This window comes from Streptomyces sp. NPDC001002, assembly GCF_053599215.1.
Genome location: NZ_JBSFLV010000182.1, coordinates 1 through 17,263 on the forward strand (window position 1 = coordinate 1; position 17,263 = coordinate 17,263).

20 protein-coding genes are annotated in these 17,263 nt (G+C 70.7%); 7 read left to right on the forward strand and 13 right to left on the reverse strand.

All coding sequences use genetic code 11. The annotated features are described in order from the left end of the window. Positions 1 to 102: 102 nt before the first annotated feature. Entirely contained in the window at positions 103 to 2,145 is a 2,043-nt protein-coding gene (locus ACWDR3_RS42325) for a family 2A encapsulin nanocompartment cargo protein cysteine desulfurase (protein ID WP_450357935.1), read from the reverse strand. Between the two features lie 2 nt (positions 2,146 to 2,147). Continuing rightward, positions 2,148 to 3,089 carry a family 2A encapsulin nanocompartment shell protein gene (locus ACWDR3_RS42330; RefSeq protein ID WP_450357936.1) on the reverse strand — a complete coding sequence of 314 codons (942 nt, stop codon included), beginning with the start codon at positions 3,087 to 3,089 and terminating at the stop codon, positions 2,148 to 2,150. 246 nt (positions 3,090 to 3,335) lie between these two features. Here ACWDR3_RS42330 and ACWDR3_RS42335 point away from each other — a divergent pair, with 246 nt between their 5' ends. Continuing rightward, positions 3,336 to 4,238 carry a LysR family transcriptional regulator gene (locus ACWDR3_RS42335; protein ID WP_450357937.1) on the forward strand — a complete coding sequence of 301 codons (903 nt, stop codon included), beginning with the start codon at positions 3,336 to 3,338 and terminating at the stop codon, positions 4,236 to 4,238. Positions 4,239 to 4,242: 4 nt separating this feature from the next. On the opposite strand, the gene ACWDR3_RS42340 is transcribed toward ACWDR3_RS42335, so the two are convergent. Continuing rightward, a complete protein-coding gene (locus ACWDR3_RS42340) occupies positions 4,243 to 5,229 on the reverse strand; it encodes a hypothetical protein (protein ID WP_450357938.1) in 987 nt (328 codons plus the stop codon). On the opposite strand from ACWDR3_RS42340, the gene ACWDR3_RS42345 reads away from it, so the two are divergent. The 3 genes from ACWDR3_RS42345 to ACWDR3_RS42355 all read left to right on the forward strand — a co-directional run bounded on the left by ACWDR3_RS42345 (position 5,221) and on the right by ACWDR3_RS42355 (position 6,799). After that, complete coding sequence (locus tag ACWDR3_RS42345) at positions 5,221 to 5,349, forward strand: hypothetical protein (RefSeq protein ID WP_450357939.1); 129 nt, start codon at positions 5,221 to 5,223, stop codon at positions 5,347 to 5,349. The genes ACWDR3_RS42340 and ACWDR3_RS42345 overlap by 9 nt on opposite strands. A 255-nt stretch (positions 5,350 to 5,604) precedes the next feature. Continuing rightward, on the forward strand, positions 5,605 to 5,964 hold the full coding sequence (locus ACWDR3_RS42350; protein ID WP_450357940.1) for an STAS domain-containing protein: 360 nt from the start codon (positions 5,605 to 5,607) through the stop codon (positions 5,962 to 5,964). A 40-nt stretch (positions 5,965 to 6,004) separates the two neighbouring features. Then, positions 6,005 to 6,799, forward strand: a complete 795-nt coding sequence (locus tag ACWDR3_RS42355; protein WP_450357941.1) for an ANTAR domain-containing protein — start codon at positions 6,005 to 6,007, stop codon at positions 6,797 to 6,799. Positions 6,800 to 6,818: 19 nt separating this feature from the next. On the opposite strand, the gene ACWDR3_RS42360 is transcribed toward ACWDR3_RS42355, so the two are convergent. From ACWDR3_RS42360 to ACWDR3_RS42370, 3 genes are all read right to left on the reverse strand, one after another. Further along, positions 6,819 to 7,175 carry a PRC-barrel domain-containing protein gene (locus tag ACWDR3_RS42360; RefSeq protein ID WP_450357942.1) on the reverse strand — a complete coding sequence of 119 codons (357 nt, stop codon included), beginning with the start codon at positions 7,173 to 7,175 and terminating at the stop codon, positions 6,819 to 6,821. Next, the gene (locus ACWDR3_RS42365) at positions 7,172 to 7,516 is read right to left on the reverse strand and encodes an ANTAR domain-containing protein (RefSeq protein ID WP_450357943.1); all 345 of its coding nucleotides are present in this window, start codon (positions 7,514 to 7,516) and stop codon (positions 7,172 to 7,174) included. Before ACWDR3_RS42365 ends, ACWDR3_RS42360 begins: the two co-directional genes overlap by 4 nt. Positions 7,517 to 7,646: 130 nt before the next feature. Continuing rightward, complete coding sequence (locus ACWDR3_RS42370) at positions 7,647 to 8,495, reverse strand: hypothetical protein (protein WP_450357944.1); 849 nt, start codon at positions 8,493 to 8,495, stop codon at positions 7,647 to 7,649. A gap of 320 nt (positions 8,496 to 8,815) precedes the next feature. On the opposite strand from ACWDR3_RS42370, the gene ACWDR3_RS42375 reads away from it, so the two are divergent. After that, a complete protein-coding gene (locus ACWDR3_RS42375) occupies positions 8,816 to 9,541 on the forward strand; it encodes a GAF and ANTAR domain-containing protein (RefSeq protein WP_450357945.1) in 726 nt (241 codons plus the stop codon). On the opposite strand, the gene ACWDR3_RS42380 is transcribed toward ACWDR3_RS42375, so the two are convergent. Continuing rightward, positions 9,522 to 10,799 (reverse strand): cation:proton antiporter domain-containing protein, encoded by a 1,278-nt coding sequence (locus tag ACWDR3_RS42380; RefSeq protein ID WP_450357946.1) that lies wholly within the window; start codon positions 10,797 to 10,799, stop codon positions 9,522 to 9,524. The two genes, ACWDR3_RS42375 and ACWDR3_RS42380, sit on opposite strands and share 20 nt — an antisense overlap. Positions 10,800 to 10,998: 199 nt before the next feature. Between ACWDR3_RS42380 and ACWDR3_RS42385 the strand changes: the two genes are divergently transcribed. After that, positions 10,999 to 11,556 (forward strand): glycoside hydrolase family 25 protein, encoded by a 558-nt coding sequence (locus ACWDR3_RS42385; RefSeq protein WP_450357947.1) that lies wholly within the window; start codon positions 10,999 to 11,001, stop codon positions 11,554 to 11,556. A 3-nt stretch (positions 11,557 to 11,559) separates the two neighbouring features. On the opposite strand, the gene ACWDR3_RS42390 is transcribed toward ACWDR3_RS42385, so the two are convergent. The 4 genes from ACWDR3_RS42390 to ACWDR3_RS42405 form a co-directional block, all read right to left on the reverse strand. Beyond that, positions 11,560 to 12,138 carry an endonuclease domain-containing protein gene (locus tag ACWDR3_RS42390; RefSeq protein WP_450357953.1) on the reverse strand — a complete coding sequence of 193 codons (579 nt, stop codon included), beginning with the start codon at positions 12,136 to 12,138 and terminating at the stop codon, positions 11,560 to 11,562. Positions 12,139 to 12,422: 284 nt separating this feature from the next. Next, positions 12,423 to 13,082, reverse strand: a complete 660-nt coding sequence (locus ACWDR3_RS42395; RefSeq protein WP_450357948.1) for an NADPH-dependent F420 reductase — start codon at positions 13,080 to 13,082, stop codon at positions 12,423 to 12,425. A 167-nt stretch (positions 13,083 to 13,249) separates the two neighbouring features. Next, the gene (locus ACWDR3_RS42400; RefSeq protein WP_123997625.1) at positions 13,250 to 13,462 is read right to left on the reverse strand and encodes an EF-hand domain-containing protein; all 213 of its coding nucleotides are present in this window, start codon (positions 13,460 to 13,462) and stop codon (positions 13,250 to 13,252) included. Between the two features lie 48 nt (positions 13,463 to 13,510). Next, entirely contained in the window at positions 13,511 to 14,425 is a 915-nt protein-coding gene (locus ACWDR3_RS42405; protein WP_450357949.1) for a MerR family transcriptional regulator, read from the reverse strand. Between the two features lie 49 nt (positions 14,426 to 14,474). On the opposite strand from ACWDR3_RS42405, the gene ACWDR3_RS42410 reads away from it, so the two are divergent. Then, positions 14,475 to 15,116, forward strand: coding sequence for a GNAT family N-acetyltransferase (locus ACWDR3_RS42410; RefSeq protein WP_450357950.1), 642 nt, complete (start codon positions 14,475 to 14,477; stop codon positions 15,114 to 15,116). A gap of 7 nt (positions 15,117 to 15,123) precedes the next feature. Here ACWDR3_RS42410 and ACWDR3_RS42415 read toward each other — a convergent pair whose 3' ends face one another. Continuing rightward, positions 15,124 to 16,317, reverse strand: coding sequence for a YVTN family beta-propeller repeat protein (locus ACWDR3_RS42415; protein ID WP_450357951.1), 1,194 nt, complete (start codon positions 16,315 to 16,317; stop codon positions 15,124 to 15,126). After that, complete coding sequence (locus tag ACWDR3_RS42420; RefSeq protein WP_450357952.1) at positions 16,317 to 17,075, reverse strand: polysaccharide deacetylase family protein; 759 nt, start codon at positions 17,073 to 17,075, stop codon at positions 16,317 to 16,319. The genes ACWDR3_RS42415 and ACWDR3_RS42420 overlap by 1 nt, the downstream gene beginning before the upstream one ends. Between the last annotated feature and the right edge of the window lie 188 nt (positions 17,076 to 17,263).

Sequence of the window (17,263 nt, forward strand, 5' to 3'; positions counted from 1 at the left end):
TGTACCTCGCGGTCATGGAGCAGCTCACGCAGGATCTGGTGGCCCAGGTCGAGGGATCCCGTCCGGGCAGCGCGCGTCGATGACTCGGGGTGGTGGCCCGGGCTAGTGGTGACCCCCGCGTCGCCCCGCCAACCGCTGAACCGCCCTGATCAGCGTGTCCACCTCCTCGTGCGTGTTGTAGAAGGCGAACGACGGACGGACCGTGGCCTCCAGGCCGTAGCGGCGCAGGATCGGCTGTGCGCAGTGGTGGCCCGAACGCACCGCGATTCCCTCCTCGTTGAGGGCGGTGCCGACCTCGGCGGGCTCGTAGCCGTCCAGGACGAAGGACGCGATGCTCGCCTTGTCGGGGGCCGTGCCGATCAGCCGGAGTCCGGGTACCCCGCGCAGACCGTCCGTGGCGTGTTCGAGCAGGGTGTGCTCGTACGCGGCGATGTTCGGCAGGCCGATGCGCTCGACGTAGTCGATGGCCGCGGCGAGGCCCACCGCGTCGGCGATGTTGCCGGTGCCGGCCTCGAAGCGGCCCGGCGGGGGCTGGTAGCTGGACTTCTCGAAGGTGACGTCGGTGATCATGTTGCCGCCGCCCTCCCACGGAGGCATGTCCTCAAGGACCTCGCGCTTGGCGTAGAGCACGCCGATCCCGGTCGGGCCGAACAGCTTGTGCCCGGAGAAGACCAGGAAGTCCGCGTCCAGCACCGTGACGTCGATCGGCAGATGCGGGACGGACTGCGCCGCGTCGATGAGGACCCGTGCGCCGGCCCGGTGCGCGCTCGCGATGATCTGCTCGACCGGTACGACGGTGCCGAGCGCGTTGGAGAGTTGGGTGACCGCGACCAGTTTGGTGCGGTCGGACAGCAGCGCGGTGTACTCGTCGAGCAGCACCTGCCCGTCGTCGTCGACCGGGATCACCTTGATCACCGCACCGGTCTGCTGCGCGATCATCTGCCAGGGCACGATGTTGGCGTGGTGCTCCAGGTGGGAGAGCACGATCTCGTCGCCCGCGCGGAGGTTCTTGGGGCCCCATGCCTTGGCGACCAGGTTGATCGCCTCGGTGGTGCCCCGCACGAACACGATCTCCTCGGCGGAACCCGCCCCGACGAACCGGGCGACGGTCTTCCTGGCGCCCTCGTACGCGTCCGTCGCCCGCGCCGCCAACTCGTGTGCCGCGCGGTGGATGTTGGAGTTCTCCCGCGAGTAGAACTCGGCCAGCCGGTCGATCACCGCCTGCGGTTTCTGCGTGGTCGCGGCGTTGTCCAGCCAGATCAGCGGACGCCCGTTGACCAGCTCGGACAGGATCGGGAAGTCCCGCCGCACCGCGTGCACGTCGAACGCCGGGTGCGGGTCGAGCGGCAGCCCCTCGGGGGCACCGGGCGCGTCGGGCACGCCAGGTGCGCCGGGTTCGCGGAGGAAGTAGTACGGCGTCGTCGTGGCCGTCGCCGGCCCGGGCTCGAAGAGGGGCGGGAGGGGCGGCAGCCCCAGGTGCCCGAAGCCGGGCAGCTCCGGCGGCTGAGCGGGGAAGCCGGGTGCCTCGGTGAGGAAGTAGTACGGCCCGGCGGCCGGGAGTTGGGCCGGCGGGGACGGTGAGGTGACCGGCGGCGGACCGGAGGGCCCGGCGGGGGCGGGGGTCACCGGCGTGACCGGCAGCTCCGGGGTGGGTCCGGCGAGGCCGGGCGCGCTCGCCGCGAACGTGGCCGGAGCGCTGGTCGGGGGCGGCCCGGAGGGCGGGCTCATCCCGGCGGTCGGCGCGGGCGGGGGCGGGTCGGCGGACGGCAGACCGGTGGGCGCGGGCCACTCCGACTGCACCGGCAGGCCGGTCGGCGTGGGCCACTCCGACTGCACCGGCAGGCCGGTCGGCGTCGGCCACTCCGACTGGATCGGCAGGCCGGTCGGCGTCGGCCATTCCGTCGGGGCCGGTGCCCCTTGCGGGTGGCCGTCGAGGACCGGGGCCGGGGCGGGGTGGCCGTCGGGAACCGGCGTCTCCATGGCCGTACCCGTGTCGGCGCCGTTGTCCGTACCCATGTCGGCGCCCATGTCCGTCGGCTGCCCGGGGAGAGCTCGGAAGAACTCCCCGGCCAGCCTGCTCAGCGTCTCCTCGTCCGGCAGCCACGCCGGGGCGGATCCGTTATCGGTGGGTGAGGGCGTGGTCATGGCTACCGGTAACTCGGGGCGTAGTCATGGAACTTGTCCACCTCGACGTCGTCGAGCACCGCGAGCGCGTCCTCGGTGAGCACCGCGAGGGAGCAGTACAGGGAGATCAGATAGGAGGCGATGGCGCTGCGGTCGATCTGCATGAAGCGGACCGAGAGACCCATCCCCTGCTCTCCCGAGAGTCCGGGCTGGAAGAGTCCGACCACGCCCTGGCGCGACTCACCGGTGCGCAGCAGCAGGAACTTGGTCTTTCCGTTCTCCAGCGGGACCTTGTCCGAGGGGATGATCGGCAGTCCGCGCCAGGTGATGAACTGCGAGCCGAACATGCTCACCGTGGCCGGCGGCACACCGCGCCGGGTGCACTCCCTGCCGAACGCGGCGATGCCCTCCGGGTGGGTGAGGAAGAAGGCCGGCTGCTTCCACACCTTGGTGATGAGGGCGTCCAGATCGTCCGGCGTCGGCGGCCCGCCCAGCGTGGTGATGCGCTGCCCGTCCGCGACGCTGGCGAGCATCCCGTAGTCCGGGCTGTTGATCAGTTCGCCCTCCTGGTGCTCCTTCACCGCCTCGATGGTCAGCCGCAGCTGCTGTGCGGTCTGGTTGTGCGGGCTGGAGTACAGGTCGGCGATCCGGGTGTGCAGGTCCAGGACCGTCTGAACGGCCTTGAGCCGGTACTCCCGGGGCTCCTGCGAGTAGTCGACGAAGGTGTCGGGCAGCGGGGACTCGTCGTAGTTGTCGCACTCGATGCGTACCGACTCGGGGTGGACGACCTTGTTCACCCGGTAGATACCGGCCTCGACCGGCACCCAGGACATCAGGTGGACCAGCCAGCGAGGCGTGATCGACGTCATCTGCGGGACGGTCTTGGTGGCGTTCGCCAGGGTCCGTGCCGCGCGGTCGCCCACCGACATCGAACGCGACGGTGGATTCACAGCAGTGGTGGTCATACAGCGTCTCCTTCCGCTTCCGCGCCCGGAGCCGGGCACGCGTGAGAGGTGAGATCACCGACGGGGATACGTACGGAAACGTACAGATACGTAACAGCACATACAGATACGTACGGGACGGGATACGTACAAGACAGATGCGGTCGAACTCACTCGCACCCACTATCGATTCACCCTCGCAGCGGGCCCGGTAACGGTCCAATGCGTGTTTTCGAGGCTTTCATCGACGCGGGCTATCATTCGCGCATGATCGACCTGAGTCGGCTGCGCGTGCTGGTCGCCGTCGCCCGTGAGGGGTCGATCACGGCGGCCGCGGAGTCGCTGCACTACGCCCAGCCGTCGGTCAGCCATCAGCTCGCCAAGCTGGAGGCCGAGGTCGGCGTCCCGCTGTTGCAGCGGATGGGGCGCGGTATCCGGCTCACCGACGCGGGCCGGCTCCTCGTGGAGCGCGCCGAGTCGATTCTCGCGCAGGTCGAGTCGGTGCACGCCGAACTGGACGAGCTGGCCGGACTGCGCACCGGCCGGGTCCGACTGGCCGCCTTCCCTTCCGCGCTGGCCACGCTGGTGCCGCTCGCGGCGGCCCGTATCGCCGCCGACCATCCGGGCATCGAGCTCATCCTGCGCGAGGCCGAACCGCCGGACGCGCTCAGCGCCCTGCGCAACAACGACGTCGACGTGGCGCTGATCTTCGAGCACGGCGACCCGCCCGCGCGCGACCGCCGCGACACGACCATGACACCGCTGCTCGAAGAGCCGCTGTACATGGTCACGCCGGTCGACCGCTCCTGGGACGGGCCCCGCGCGGAGCTGGCCACCTACGCGGAGACCCGCTGGATCGCCGGGTGCGAACGCTGCCGCGAGCATCTCGTCGCGGCCTGCGGACGGGCCGGGTTCACGCCGGTCGTCGAGTTCGAGACCGATGACTACGTCGCCGTACAGGCGCTCGTCGCGGCCGGTCTCGGCGTGAGCCTGCTGCCCGGCCTGACCCTCCTCGCCAACCGGCACCCCGGGGTCAGACTCGACCGGATCGCCGGCATGCGCCGACAGGTCGTGGCCGCGGTGCACGGCAAACCGCCCGCGTCCCAGCCCGCCCAGGTCCTCCTCGACGCCCTCAACGCGACGCTCTCCGCACCGGAATGGCCGACCTGATCGCTCAGCGGTGGACGCGCAGCACGTCCTCGTCGTGGGGATCGACGCCCACCTGATACCCGGCGGCCGTCAGGGTCTCCGTCCAGCGGCCCAACTCCGTTGCGGGATCGAGGACTTCCGGCGCACCGGGTTCACCGGGCTCGTCCGGCTCGTCGGCCTCGCAGAAGTACACCTCGTACGGTTCTCCGTCCCGGCCCGCGTCGACGACGAAGCCGTCGTCCCAGCGGTCGTGCTCACGGTGTCCGGCCAGGCGCAGTGCGTCGCGGACCGCGTCGGCGGGCGTCCCGGCGGCGACTCGATCGGGCGTGTCCAGCAGGGAGCGACCGGCCTCGACCGCCTTCAGGACCGCCCTGGTGTCCAGCTCCCGGAAGTCGGGGTCGAGGGCGCGCAGGGCCCGGGTCGAGCGCGTGCCGAGGCCCGGCAGGATCGTGCCCTGGAGGTCGCAGACGTACCCCGCCCAGCCGTTGACCTGGACCGTCGCCGGGTCCGCGACCCTGAGGAAGTTGCCGGCGATGCCCAACTCGGCGCGGAGGCCGCCGTGGAACTCGGTCAGGTGCTGGTCGGTCAGCACGACCTCGGCGCGGGTGTGTCCCTTGATGACGGTGCGGCCGTGGTTGTAGACGCCGGCGAGGGTCTGTGTGACGTCGAGGTCTCCCTCGACCAGGATCTCGCTGCCGGCCGTGGCGAGGTTCTTGGCCCGTAGGTCGCCGCGCACCAGGAGGAACGGGCCGAAGTCCCACTCCCAGTTGGTGATCCAGTCGGTGACGGTGAGGTCCCCGTCGACCACCACACCCAGGAACATGTCCGGCTGGGTCTTCGCCAGGCCGGACCAGGTGTCGAGGTGCGAGTAGTCGAGGGGCAGCTTCTCCAGGGTGGTGTCACCGTCGAGGACGACGACCCCGGCGTCGGCGTTCGCTCCGAGGTGGAACAGTGACCGGACGCCGAACCGCTCATCGGCCTCGTCCAGCGGGACCGCCCTCATGTGCCGCACGTCGTCGTTCCCTTCGCGGAGTCCGGTACTACGCGGATCATGCGCTGTTCAGGGCCGGTGGACCAGTCCCGGCACCACGAGCTCTTCGTCCAGCAGGTGCTGAACTTCCTGCGCGACTAGGGGTTTTCGGTTTCCGGAGGAACCGACCCCGGTCCGCGGGACCGGTGGAGGACTAAGGTGGAGCGAGGACGTCCCAGACCCCGGCGGCTCGTCGTAGACCGACACAGATGACCCGGGCAGCGGACCTCTCGTCCGTGGCCCGGCGCGTCCCCGGAGGGAATCGGGTGGGTCCGCCGACCTGTGCCACAGGCTGTCGGACCGGGCCCCGCTCCGCCTCCACGTCCGCTCCCGGATGGTCCTCCGAACCGAGGCGTCATGCCCTTCCCGCAGCTCACCGTCCACCGCCACGACCGCAGGAAGCGGGCCCTGATCACGCTGGCCGGCGAGATCGACCTGACCTCGGCCCCACTGGTGCGCACGGCCCTCGCGCAATGTCGGCGCGAGGGCGTCCACACCCTCGACATCGACCTCACCGCCGTCACCTTCTGCGACTGCAGCGGCCTGAACGTCTTCCTGTACGCCGCCCAGGGGGTCACCGCGGCGGGCGGGGCCCTGCGGCTGCACCACCCGCCGCCCACCCTAAGCCTGATCCTCCACCTCACCGGCTCCGGATTCCTGGTCCCCGGCGAGGAGTTCGGGCCACCGGCGCCCGTCCTCTCGGGCGACCCGCGGTGACGGAGCGGGAGGCGCCCGCGCACGACGCCCGGTGGCCGGGGTGAGGTCCGCCCGACGGTCGGCCCGCATCCACCTGCTGGTCGCCGAGCAGGCCGCCCGTCGCGGCGGCCGGGTCGGTGTGGTGGACGTGTGCGCCGCTGCCGTGGCCGCGCTCCCGGTCGGCGGGGCCGGGCTTTCCGCCATGTCCCGGACCGCCGGCAGCCATCCGCTGTGCAGCACCGACACCGTCAGCGAGCAGCTGGAGGAACTCCAGCTCACCTTGGGCGAAGGACCCTGTCTCGAAGCCTTCGCGCGGGGCTCGGCCGTCCTCACCCCCGATCTGCTCGTCGGCCGGCTCCAGGACCGGTGGAGCGTGTTCACCGACGCGGCCCTGGCGGCCGGAGCGCGCGCGGTGTTCGCGCTGCCGCTGCGGATCGGCGCGATCAGCCCGGGCGTCCTGGACCTGTACGCCGAGGTGCCGACCGTGCTGGACCCGGAGGAACTGGCCGACGCACTGGCCTTCGCCGACCTCGCGACCGTACTGCTGCTCGACACCCGGATCGACGGGACGGGTACGGCGAGCGGTGAACCGGCGGCCGGGGCGCCCGCGCCCGACCGGAACGTCGAGGACCTCGGCGGCTACCGGGCCGAGATCGACCAGGCCACCGGCATCCTCACCGTCCAGCTCGGTGTCGGCATCGACGAGGCCTTCGTACGACTGCGCGCGCACGCCTACATGCGGGGCCGCCGGCTCGCCGACGTGGCCGCGGACGTGGTCGCCCACCGGCTCCGTTTCTCCCCGGAGCAGGAGCCGACGGCGGAGCCCAACGTGGACCCTAGCGACGAGCAGCCCTGACTCCCGACTCCAACTGCCGTCAGCGGCGCGCCAGTTGGCGTTCGCCCGCCGCACCTGGCTGGTAGGCCAGACCGTAGTGCTTGAAGATCGCTTCCTCCGCCTCGGCCGGCAGCACGTCGTCCGTGCCGATCGACGGGGCCTGCTTCACCAGCGCCCGGGCGTAGCCGACCCGGACGTAGTCCGGCCCGACGGTCGCGTCGGCCAGCGGGACGAAGATCAGCCGGTGCCGGGTGGGCAGGCCGATCCGTACCGTCGCCATGGCCGGTTCGTCGGTCCTGGTGCTCACGTACACGGCCTCCAGCACGCCGATCTTGTGCGACTCCTCGTCCACGACGTCCCGGTCGCGCCACTCTCGGACATCCGCTGCGTGAATCATGGTGTTCCCCTTCCGAACGGTTCCTGACCGGGTACCCGCCCGCACCCTCGGTCCTCCGCGTACAGCCGCCGCAGCGCGCGCCGCAGGCCCCGCCGCATCAGGCGTGGGAGCGGCTCGCCCTCCCAGGCGGCGACCAGGGCCGCGGCCACGTCCTGGAGGTCGGTGTTGCACTGCCGGGCGACGTCCACGAGCAGGTTCCTGGCCGGTACGCGGCCGCAGGGGGCCAGGGCCATCACCATGCCGCAGGCCATGTCGACGTCCTGGCCGGCCCGGTCGTCGTCCGCCGGGGGCTCGGTCCGCGACCCCCACCAGCTCTTGGGAAGCATGGCTGTGCGCTGCACGTCATCCACCTCTCACGTTCTCCGGTCGTCGGCCGAGCGGCTCGCGGTCCGCCCGGTCGCGGCGCCCCTGTTCTTCCCGGTACCCCCTGAGATCGGAACCACCGCTCCGGACCGGCCTCGGTCCGCCGCCTCACGGGGCGGTCACGTCGGAGCTGTTGAGAGCGCCACCGCCGGACGGTACGGACGACGGCGAAGTCTCGGGCGTGGGGCTGGACTCGGGAGTGGAGCCCTGGCTGGAGCCGGAGCCTGAATCCGAACCGGAGTCGGACTCGGAGCCGGACCCGGTCTCCGGCGTCGCGCTCGCGTCCGGCGCGGCCGAACTGCCCGGCTGCGGCGTCGTATTGCCGGACGTGCCCGGGGTGAGGCTCGGCCTGGGCGTGGGGTGGGAGTCGCCGGCCGAGCCGCCGCCCACCGAAGTGCCCTTGCCCGGCTCGTTCTTGACCACGGCCGACACCGGCTTGCCCGCGATCAGCTCGACCGCGGTCACGGTGACCATGGCCAGCGCGAACACCAGGCCGGTGGCGAGGGCGTACTTCTTCCAGCCGAAGTTCTTCCAGGCGAAGTTCCTCCAGGCGAAGGCGCGGCGCCGGGAGCCGCCCCGATAGGTGGTGACCGTCTCGCCCGCGGGAGCCACGAAGGGCGGTTCATCGTCTCCGGCCGAGCCGGCGGGCGCGCCGACAGTCGAGCCGGTGGCCGAGCCGTCCGGCGGTAACGCGAACGCCGCCCGGGCGTCCGCGCGCGCCTGTGCCCGCTCCTCGGTCGGCGTTCTCGGCACCCCCACCAGCGGCACCCGGTTGCGGATCTCCTCCCCCGTCCGCCGGAAGGCGTGCGTGAAGACCGCCGCTCCGGTGGTGGCGCTGGCGCTGACCACGGCGGCGCCGATGATCGTCCCGGCCACCCCCAACAGGGAGGCCAGGAACGCCCCCACGACGGTCGCGAGCGCGCTCGCCGCCACCTGCACGGCGGTCAGGTCGAGCACTTTGCGCTTGGGCTCCTCTCCCCCTTCTTCGGTACGTGTCCCCTCCGCTTCCTCGCCGCGTTTCCTCACTGATTCATCACTGCGATTCCCCACCGATATATCCCTCAACATCCCTGATGGCACTTGGTGTTCGCGGGCGTCCATTGGTCCGATGGCGCCCGTCGGCTTCCATGGGTTGTCGTTGACGCCTGCCCGGTCGCCGGAGTTTCACCTGCACGCGATGGACACAACCGGTGGCTTTTCGGTCACACATGCCGGGCGACGACGCCCCGCCGCGCCCGGCCCGGGACTACGCTGGCCGCGACCAGAGGGTGTGCGCCATGAAGGAACAGCTGATGGCCCGGACGTTCGTCGAGCTGGCGGACAGTCTCGTCGCCGACTTCGACCTCGTGGACTTCCTGCGCCTGCTCACCGACCGCTGCGTGGACCTGCTCGACGCGAGCGCGGCGGGCGTCCTGCTCGCCGACCGCGACGGCGCCCTGCGCGTCATGGCCGCCTCCGACGAACGGGTCCGCCTGCTGGAGCTCTTCCAGCTCCAGAACCACGAAGGCCCCTGTCTGGACTGCTTCCACAGCGGGACCGCGGTCACCGTGCCCGACCTGCGCGCCGAGACCGACCGCTGGCCCCTGTTCACCGCCCAGGCCCGGCGCATCGGCTTCAACTCCGTGCAGGCGCTGCCCATGCGACTGCGCGACGAGGTCGTCGGCGCCCTCAACCTCTTCCACACCGGTCCGGTGGCCGTCGACCCCGCCGGCACCCCCTTCGCCCAGGCCCTCGCCGATGTCGCCACCATCAGCGTCCTTCAGCAGCGCACCACCGAGCGCAGCACGCTCCTGAACGAGCAGTTGCAGTCGGCCTTCACCAGCCGCGTCCTGATCGAGCAGGCCAAGGGCAAGCTCGCCGAACGCCGGCACACGGACATGGAACAGGCCTTCACCACCTTGCGGAGCTACGCCCGCTCCCACAACCGCCGGCTGTCCGACCTGGCTCGCGCCTTCATCGACGAGACCGAAGACCTCCCCGGACTCAGTCCGGCAGACTCCTGACCGGGATCTGCTCGCGGCGCCTTCGGGTCATGTCGTCCGCGGTCGCGCGCAGAGCGAGCCGACGCGGGTAGACGGCTTCGAGGAGCGGTCCCGTCATCGCGGTGGTCAGCAGGGCCATCACCACCATCAGCGAGTACAACCGCTCGTCCAGGATGCCGAGTTGGCGTCCGACGCTGAGGATGATCAGCTCGGTGAGGCCGCGGGTGTTCATCAGGACGGCCAGGGCGGCGGAGATACGGCGGTCGAGGCCGACGGCGAAGGCTCCCGCGTACGCGCCGACGAGCTTGCCGCCCGTCGCCACCAGCAGGATCAGCGCCAGTTGGCCGAGGTCGGACCAGCCGAGCCCGGACAGATCGACCTGGAGACCGGCGACCAGGAAGAACACCGGGAGCAGCAGCACGTTGTTGACCAGGCCGACCCGCTCGCGCAGGTCGGCACGGAGCCGCTCCGAGCCCGCGCGCGGGACGACGGCCCCGAAGAGGAACGCGCCGAAGATGAAGTGCAGCCCCATCCACTCGGTGGCCGCCCCGGACAGCAGCAGCCCGGCGAACACCGTGGCGAGCAGCACCGCGGACGGCTGCGCGGCGACCGCCGGCCGCTTCACCAGCCATCCGAGCAGCCGTCGTACGGGATGGAGCATGAGCAGCAGATACGGCAGGAAGAGCAGCGCCCGCTCGGGGTGGCCGCCCGGTGCGACGACGGCCACCACCACGGCGAGCAGCGACCAGGCCAGTACGTCGGCGACGGCGGCGCAGCACAGGGCGAGTGCGCCGAGCGGGGTGCGGTGCAGGTCGCGGTCGGTGAGGATCCGGGCGAGGACCGGGAACGCGGTGATGGACATGGCGACGCCCATGAAGAGCACGAACCCCGTGCGGTTGTCGCTGGGATGGCTGTGCAGCAGGTAGGCGCCGAGTGCCATGCCCAGACCGCACGGCAGCAGGAGCGAGGCGAGGGAGACCGAGGCGGCGATCCGGCCGGTGCCGCGGACCAGAGTGCGGTCGAACTCGAGTCCGACCAGGAACATGAAGACGGCGACCCCGACGTCGGCCAGCGCGGTGAGGAACGGCCTGATGTCGGCGGGCAGCAGCGCGTGGGTCAGGGCGCCGCCGAAGAGGGTCGGGCCGAGAAGAATGCCGGCCAGGATCTCGCCGATCACCGGAGGCTGTCCGCATCTGCGGGCCAACTGCCCGAGCAGCCCTGCCGCGATGATGACGACGGCAAGACCGGTCAGCAGGGCGGTGGCTTGGGAGGAGGTCATGGCGGAGCGGACTCCTTAGGCCGGGGGGCCACGGCGCCTGGGGGCGTTCAGCTGCCCACCCATTCGACCCGGGGCGCCGGTCCGCGCACCAGTCCGCACCCGACGAATCTGCCGATATGACGCATCTGCATAGCGGCGGCCCACCAGGTGGGGCATCATCAACTCCCGTCCCCCCATTCACACTTCAGGGAGCCCCCACATGCTCCGCGGCATAGATGTCAGCGCGTACCAGTCCGCCACCTACGACACGGACGGCCTCTCCTTCGTCTTCATCAAGGCGACCGAGGGCCGCAGTTACGTCAACCCGAGGCTCTCCGCCCAGACCACGCACGCCCGCGAGGCGGGCCTGGTCGCCGGCTTCTACCACTTCCTGTGGCCCGGCAACCTCACCGCCCAGGCCGAGTACTTCGTCAAACACGCCCCCGAGAAGGCGGGCGACATCCTCGCCGTCGACTGGGAGACGACCGGCGACGGCACCCGCGCGACCAACGCGGAGAAGGACAGCTTCATCCGCAAGGTGAAGGCACTTCGGCCGAACAATCGGGTGATCCTCTACACGAACCGCGACTTCTGGCTGAACGTCGACACGACCTCGTACGCCGGCGACGGCCTCTGGATAGCCGACTACGTCACCGCCGCCAAACCCCGCATCAAGGCCAAGTGGCGCTTCCACCAGTACACCAGCGACCCGCACGACAAGGACGTGGCCGACTTCGCCGACAAGGCCGCGCTGAAGAAGTGGGCCGCGAGCGCGTGACGGCTACCCCTCGCGCGTAGCGACCAGTTGAGTACGGAGCCGACGCGCGGGCGGATGTGCCATGTAGTCGTTCAGGACGTCGAACGTGCGAAGGGCGACCGGAAGAGCCTCGTACCAGGCGAGGCCGCGCCAATTGCACGTGGAGCAGAGCAGGGCCCGCACGCAATCACCACAGCTCCGACGGCCGGGACAACATCCATGATCGTGGTCGATGTGCATGGCTTTCGCCCCCGCGTCGGGAGCTCCACAAATGGCGCACCTCTTACCTTGGAACTCCAGGAGCAGGTCCACGAACTCTTTCGTCACCCTGTAGTTGCCAAGACGAACACGCTCGCTGTTGCACGGCTTGCAGTACGGCCGCGGCGGACCCGCTGAGGTGAGCGGTGAGAACTCCGATATGGGCTTGTGCTCGCCGCATCCGAGACACTCGACGATTCCGCGCTCGGCCATTTCACGGATGGCACCGTTGGCTCTCTTCGTCCCCAGCGGGGAGAGTGGCTTCCCGGCTCTGTGCTGCTGGTAGTGGCCTGTGCACAGTCTCCTGGCGCTCGCCGCTCGCGCACATCCGCCGAAGCCACACATGGGCTTCTCCGACACCACGCGAGCGGCACCGACCGGAACCAGACCTCCGCCCTTCCGTTGTTGTGCGTAGTGGGCCGGACAAAGGCCCCTCGTGAGCCGATGCTCGTCGGCAGTCCGACCACAGACCCACCCGTCCCCGCCCGCCCGGCACGTCCTCACTCCATCCCCCAACCACGTTGATCCGTACGGCACATCACCCGATCAACGAGGGGGTCGAACATGCGTCACGCAGACACACGCAATGTCGAAAGGCTCCGGATGGAGAAGGACCCGGCGCAGGCCCCTCAGCTCCGGAAGTCCGCCGGGCGTTCCGGGCTCGCCTCGGCCAGTGCCTTCGTGACCGCCTCGGTGTCTCCGCGCAGGCCGTAGACCGGGGTGCCCGGCTGCTGGTGCCAGGAGTCGTCGAGGCCGCCCGCGTCGACGGTGTCGAAGCCGAGTTCGTCGATGAGCGCCCGTACCTTCGCCTTGGCCGCCTCGTCGTCGCCCGCGACCGGGAGCGCGAGGCGGTCGGGGGCGCCGGCCGGGCGGTGCCGGTCCAGGATGTCGGCGGCGTAGGTGCCGTTGAAGGCCTTCACGACCGGGCCGCCGACCTGGCGTTCGGTCCAGCGGCTCTCGGTCAGGCCCTCGTCCTCGATCTCGGCGATCCGGCCGTCGCGGCCGGGGTAGTAGTTGCCGGTGTCGAGGACGACGTGCCCGTCGGCCGCCCCGTCCAGCACCCCGGACGGCAGCTTCGGTACGCCCTTCAGCGGGATGGTGACGACGACGATCTCGGCGCCGCGGGCGGCCTCCTCGACCGGGACCGGGGTCGCGCCGGTCTCCTCGGCCAGCGCCGTGAGGGTCTGCGGGCCACGGGAGTTGGCCACGTAGACGTCGTGACCGAGGGCGGCGAGCCGCCGGGTGAGGTTGCCGCCGATGTTGCCCGCGCCGATGATGCCGATCTTCATGACAGACCCTTCCGGAGTCGATGCACATGCATACGTCTGGGTGGCATCAACTCCGGAGATCCCGGGGCTATTCCGTCGGCTGCGGCGAACGGGTGACGGCGGTGCGTGACATTGGAGGGCCGGCCCCCCATCGGACCGGCCCTCCACGTTCAGGTCTCACGCTCGGGTCACTTGTTCAGGTGCGCCCAGAACTCGTCGAAGGACAGGACCTTGTCGCCGTTCAGGTCACGGCTCTTGATGATCACCTCGGCGACCGACTCGGTGACGTTCCAGTCGCCTCCCTGAGCGAGGGCGGTCTTGAACTCGGCGGCGGTGATGAACCCGTCACCGTCCGTGTCGATCCGCTGGAAATGCTTGCGTGCTTCCTCGATGTCCGCCACCGGATCCGCCCCTTCGTAACGCACTACTGCTTGTTGACGCTGGCCAGATTAACCGGCCGTGCGAGCCCGCAGTGCGGCGACCACCCATGCGAACTCCTCCCGGTGCGCCGCCGCGGGCCCGCCGCCCTTCACCGTGGCCAGCAACTCCCGGTACCGGGCGAGCCGGTCGTTGGACGCCGACTCCATCCGTTCCAGTACGACGGTGAGGTCCCCGCCGCCCAGCACCTCCCGCACGATCGCCTCCGCCTCCGGCGACTCGGGCGCGATGCCCTGCGCCCTGGCCTCCGCGCCCAGCTGCACCAGCCGCATCGGGAACCAGGTGGACCGCCCGCGGACGGCGACCCGGTCCTGGTCCGACGCGTTGAACTCCATCACCTGCCGCATCTGCGCCCGGAACTCCGGGTCCTGGACCATCTCGGCCAGTTCCACCCAGGCGTCCACCTGCTCGGGCGTCGGATCGTCCGGCAGATCCACCGCGATGGAGCGCATCCGTTCCTCGATGGCCGGATCCACCTGGTCGAGCCCGTGGAACAGCTCGTCCACGAAGTCCTCCATGATCCGCCGTCGCTCGGCCGCCGACAGCCGTGCCAGTCTGTTCATCAGGGTCATCTCCTCCGCGGTCGAACCGCGTCGCGCCACGGACGACAGCACCGCACGGGTCACCTTCAGGGAACGGATCTGCGCGTCCAGCGCCCGTACGTGCGCCGCCGCCACCGCCGCGACCGTCGTCTCACCGGCCAGCACCTTGCGCACGTCGTCCAGACCGAGGCCCAACTCGCGCAGGGTGCGGATCAGTTCGAGACGGGCGGCGCACTCGGCGTCGTAGAGCCGGTAGCCGCCGGCGGAGCGGGTCACCGGGGTGAGCACGCCCTCGTCCGACCAGTAGCGGATGGTGCGCACGGTCAGTCCGGTGGACCTGGCCAGTTCTCCGATGGTGAGAAGTCCGGTGCCGTCGTCGATCATGTCTGGGAGTGTGGGCCTTCCAGTGGGTGGAGACTCAAGGAGCGCGGTGATGGAGACGTTGCGGGACATTCTCGACTCGGCGGCCCGTGGTGTCTTCCCGCCGGCGGACGGCGGTACGACGGTCGTGCCCCAGGCGTCCGAACGGGACGCGGGTGTCCTCGCCTTCACCGCGCACGCGGTCGTCTTCACGGACGAGGACCCGCGCTGGGTCCGCGACACCCTGGCCGCCGTGGAGTGCGACGCGCTGGCGGCACCGATGAACCCACGCTTCCTGACCGCCCTCCTGGACCGGACGGGCCGCACGGCCGAGACCATCGACGCGATGCTGGTGGGCTCCCCGCTGCCCGGCGAACCGCCCCTCCCGCTCACGGAGATCACCGACGGCGACCACCCACGCATCGCGTACGCCCACGGCCGACGCGACGACGTGCGCGCGTGGACGGCGGAGGGCGGGGTGCTTGTCATGGGGCGCGGGATCGCCGGCCGGCTGGAGGTCTCGGTCGAGGTGGACGACGCGGTACGACACCGGGGACTGGGGCGGCAGTTGGTGACCGCCGCCCGCCATCTCGTCGCGGAGCCGCTGTGGGCGCAGGTCGCACCGGGGAACGCCCGCAGCATGCGGGCGTTCCTGGCGGCGGGTTATGTGCCGGTCGGCGCGGAGGCGCTGTTGCTGCCCGCCCGCTCCAACTGACCGTGTCTCAGCGGAAGATGCCGGTGTGGCCGAGCGAGTAGCGGCCCGGCTGCGGGTAGACGGCGAGGCCGTGCGGGCCGCTGCCGACCTTGACGCGGGCCAGTTGGGCGCCGGTGCGGGTGTCGACGGCGTACACCTCGGAGTTGTAACGGCCCGACAGCCACAGGACTTTGCCGTCGGCCGAGACGCCGCCCATGTCGGGGCTGCCGCCGTCGGGCAGGTGCCACTTCTTGGTGAGCTTGTCCTCGGTGAAGTCGAAGATGGAGATGGTGCCTTCGCCGCGGTTGGAGATGTACATCTCGCGTGAGTCCCGGCTGACGTAGAGGCCGTGGCAGCCCTTGCCGGTGCGCAGGAAGGAGGGTTTGCCGAACTTGTCGCCGTCCAGGACCCACATGCCGTCGGCCATCATGTCGGCGATGTAGAACTTCTTGCCGTCCGGGGAGATCTTGACGTCCTGGGGCATCGCGCCGTCGTACGGGAGTTTCTGCTGGCCGACGACCTTCATCTTCTCGGTGTCGACCTTGAGGAGTTCGCCGCTGAACTCGCAGGAGACGATGAAGTAGCGGCCGTCCAGGGAGAAGTCGGCGTGGTTGACGCCGTAGCAGCTGACCGGGACGGTCTTCATGCGCTTCATGGTGTGCGCGTCGCGGAAGACGAGTTCGCGGTCGAGGGAGGCCATGACGACGGCGTACTTGCCGTTCGGCGTGAAGTAGAGGTTGTACGGGTCGTGCACGTCGACCGTCTTACCGGCCTTGCCGGTCTTCGGGTCGATGGGGGTGAGGGTGTTGCCCCGGTCGTTGTTGACCCACAGCGTCTTCAAGTCCCAGGAGGGCACGACGTGTTGGGGCTGGGCGCCGACCGGGATGGTCTCGATGACCTTGTACGTCTTCGGGTCGATGACCGAGACAGTGTTGGAGTTGGTGTTGGGGACGTAGACGCGGGACGGGAAGTCCTTGACCACCGGGGAGAGTCTGTTCGGGCGGTCGGCCGCGTAGACGTCCTTCGGGTCGAGGACGGGTGGCATGCCGGGCAGTCCCTGGGCTACGGCCTTCTTCGCCGCCTTGGCGGGCGGGAGCGCGGCCTTGGTGCCGAGGGCCTCGTTCTCGTGACCGCGGGTGCCGGTGCCGCAGGCGGCGAGGGCGGCGAGCGCGGCGCCGAGGAGAAGGGTGCGGGTGAGGGAGGCGCGGGGGGTGCGGTGCATCAGCTGAACAGCTCCGTCGTGGTCACCGCGGTCAGGCCGCGGCGGTCGAGTTCTTCCAGTACGGCGGGGAGGGCGGCGACCGTGTCCGGGTAGCCGAAGTGCAGGCTCACCACGGATCCGGCGCGGACCTCGCCGAGGACCTGGCGGGTGACGGCGGCTGCGCCGGGCCGCGTGTAGTCGAGCGAGTCGACGTCGTAGGACAGGACGTGGGGGTAGCCGGCGCGGGCGGCGAGGCGGGTGACCTGGGGGGAGGCGCGGGGTGCGCGTGAGGGGCGGAACCAGGTGCCGATGGATCCCGTGAGCCGCTTGAGGTGGTCCGCGCAGGCGGTGATCTCGGCGAGGGCGTCGGCCTCCGACATGGCGTTGATGTCGAGGTGGCGCTGGGTGTGGTTGCCGAGGTCGTGACCGCCGTCGAGGATGCGGCGGGCGAGGTCGGGGTGGGCGTCCAGCCAGGTGCCGACGGCCAGGACGGTGACGTGCGCGCCGTGGCGCTCGGCCTCGGTGAGCAGGCTGCGGGCGATGGCGGGATCGCCCTGGCCGTGGAAGGTGAGGGCTACGCGGGGGTGGGTGCGGGGGCCGTGGGTGAGCTGGGTGGGGTGGCCGGGGAAGCGGCGGGGGGTGGGCGCGGGAGTGGGAGTGGGCTTGGCGTGCGTGGAGGTGGGGGCGGGGTGGGCGACGGCGCCGGTTGCTGCGCAGCCTGTGGTGAAGGCGCCTGCGGCGAGGAGGCGGAGTGCCGTCCGGCGGTTGGTCGGGGTCACCGGACCATTTAAGGGTGGTTGGGTGAGAAAAGAGGTGATTCGTCCGATCGGTGGCTTGCGCGGGTCGCGATCGGGTTTCTCGCCCCCGCCGCCCCTACCCGTCCCATCCCAGGGGCGCTGCCCCTTCGACCCCGCCGGGGCTCCGGGCTGTGCCCCCGCCACCTCCAGTGCCATGCCGGCCTGCGCCA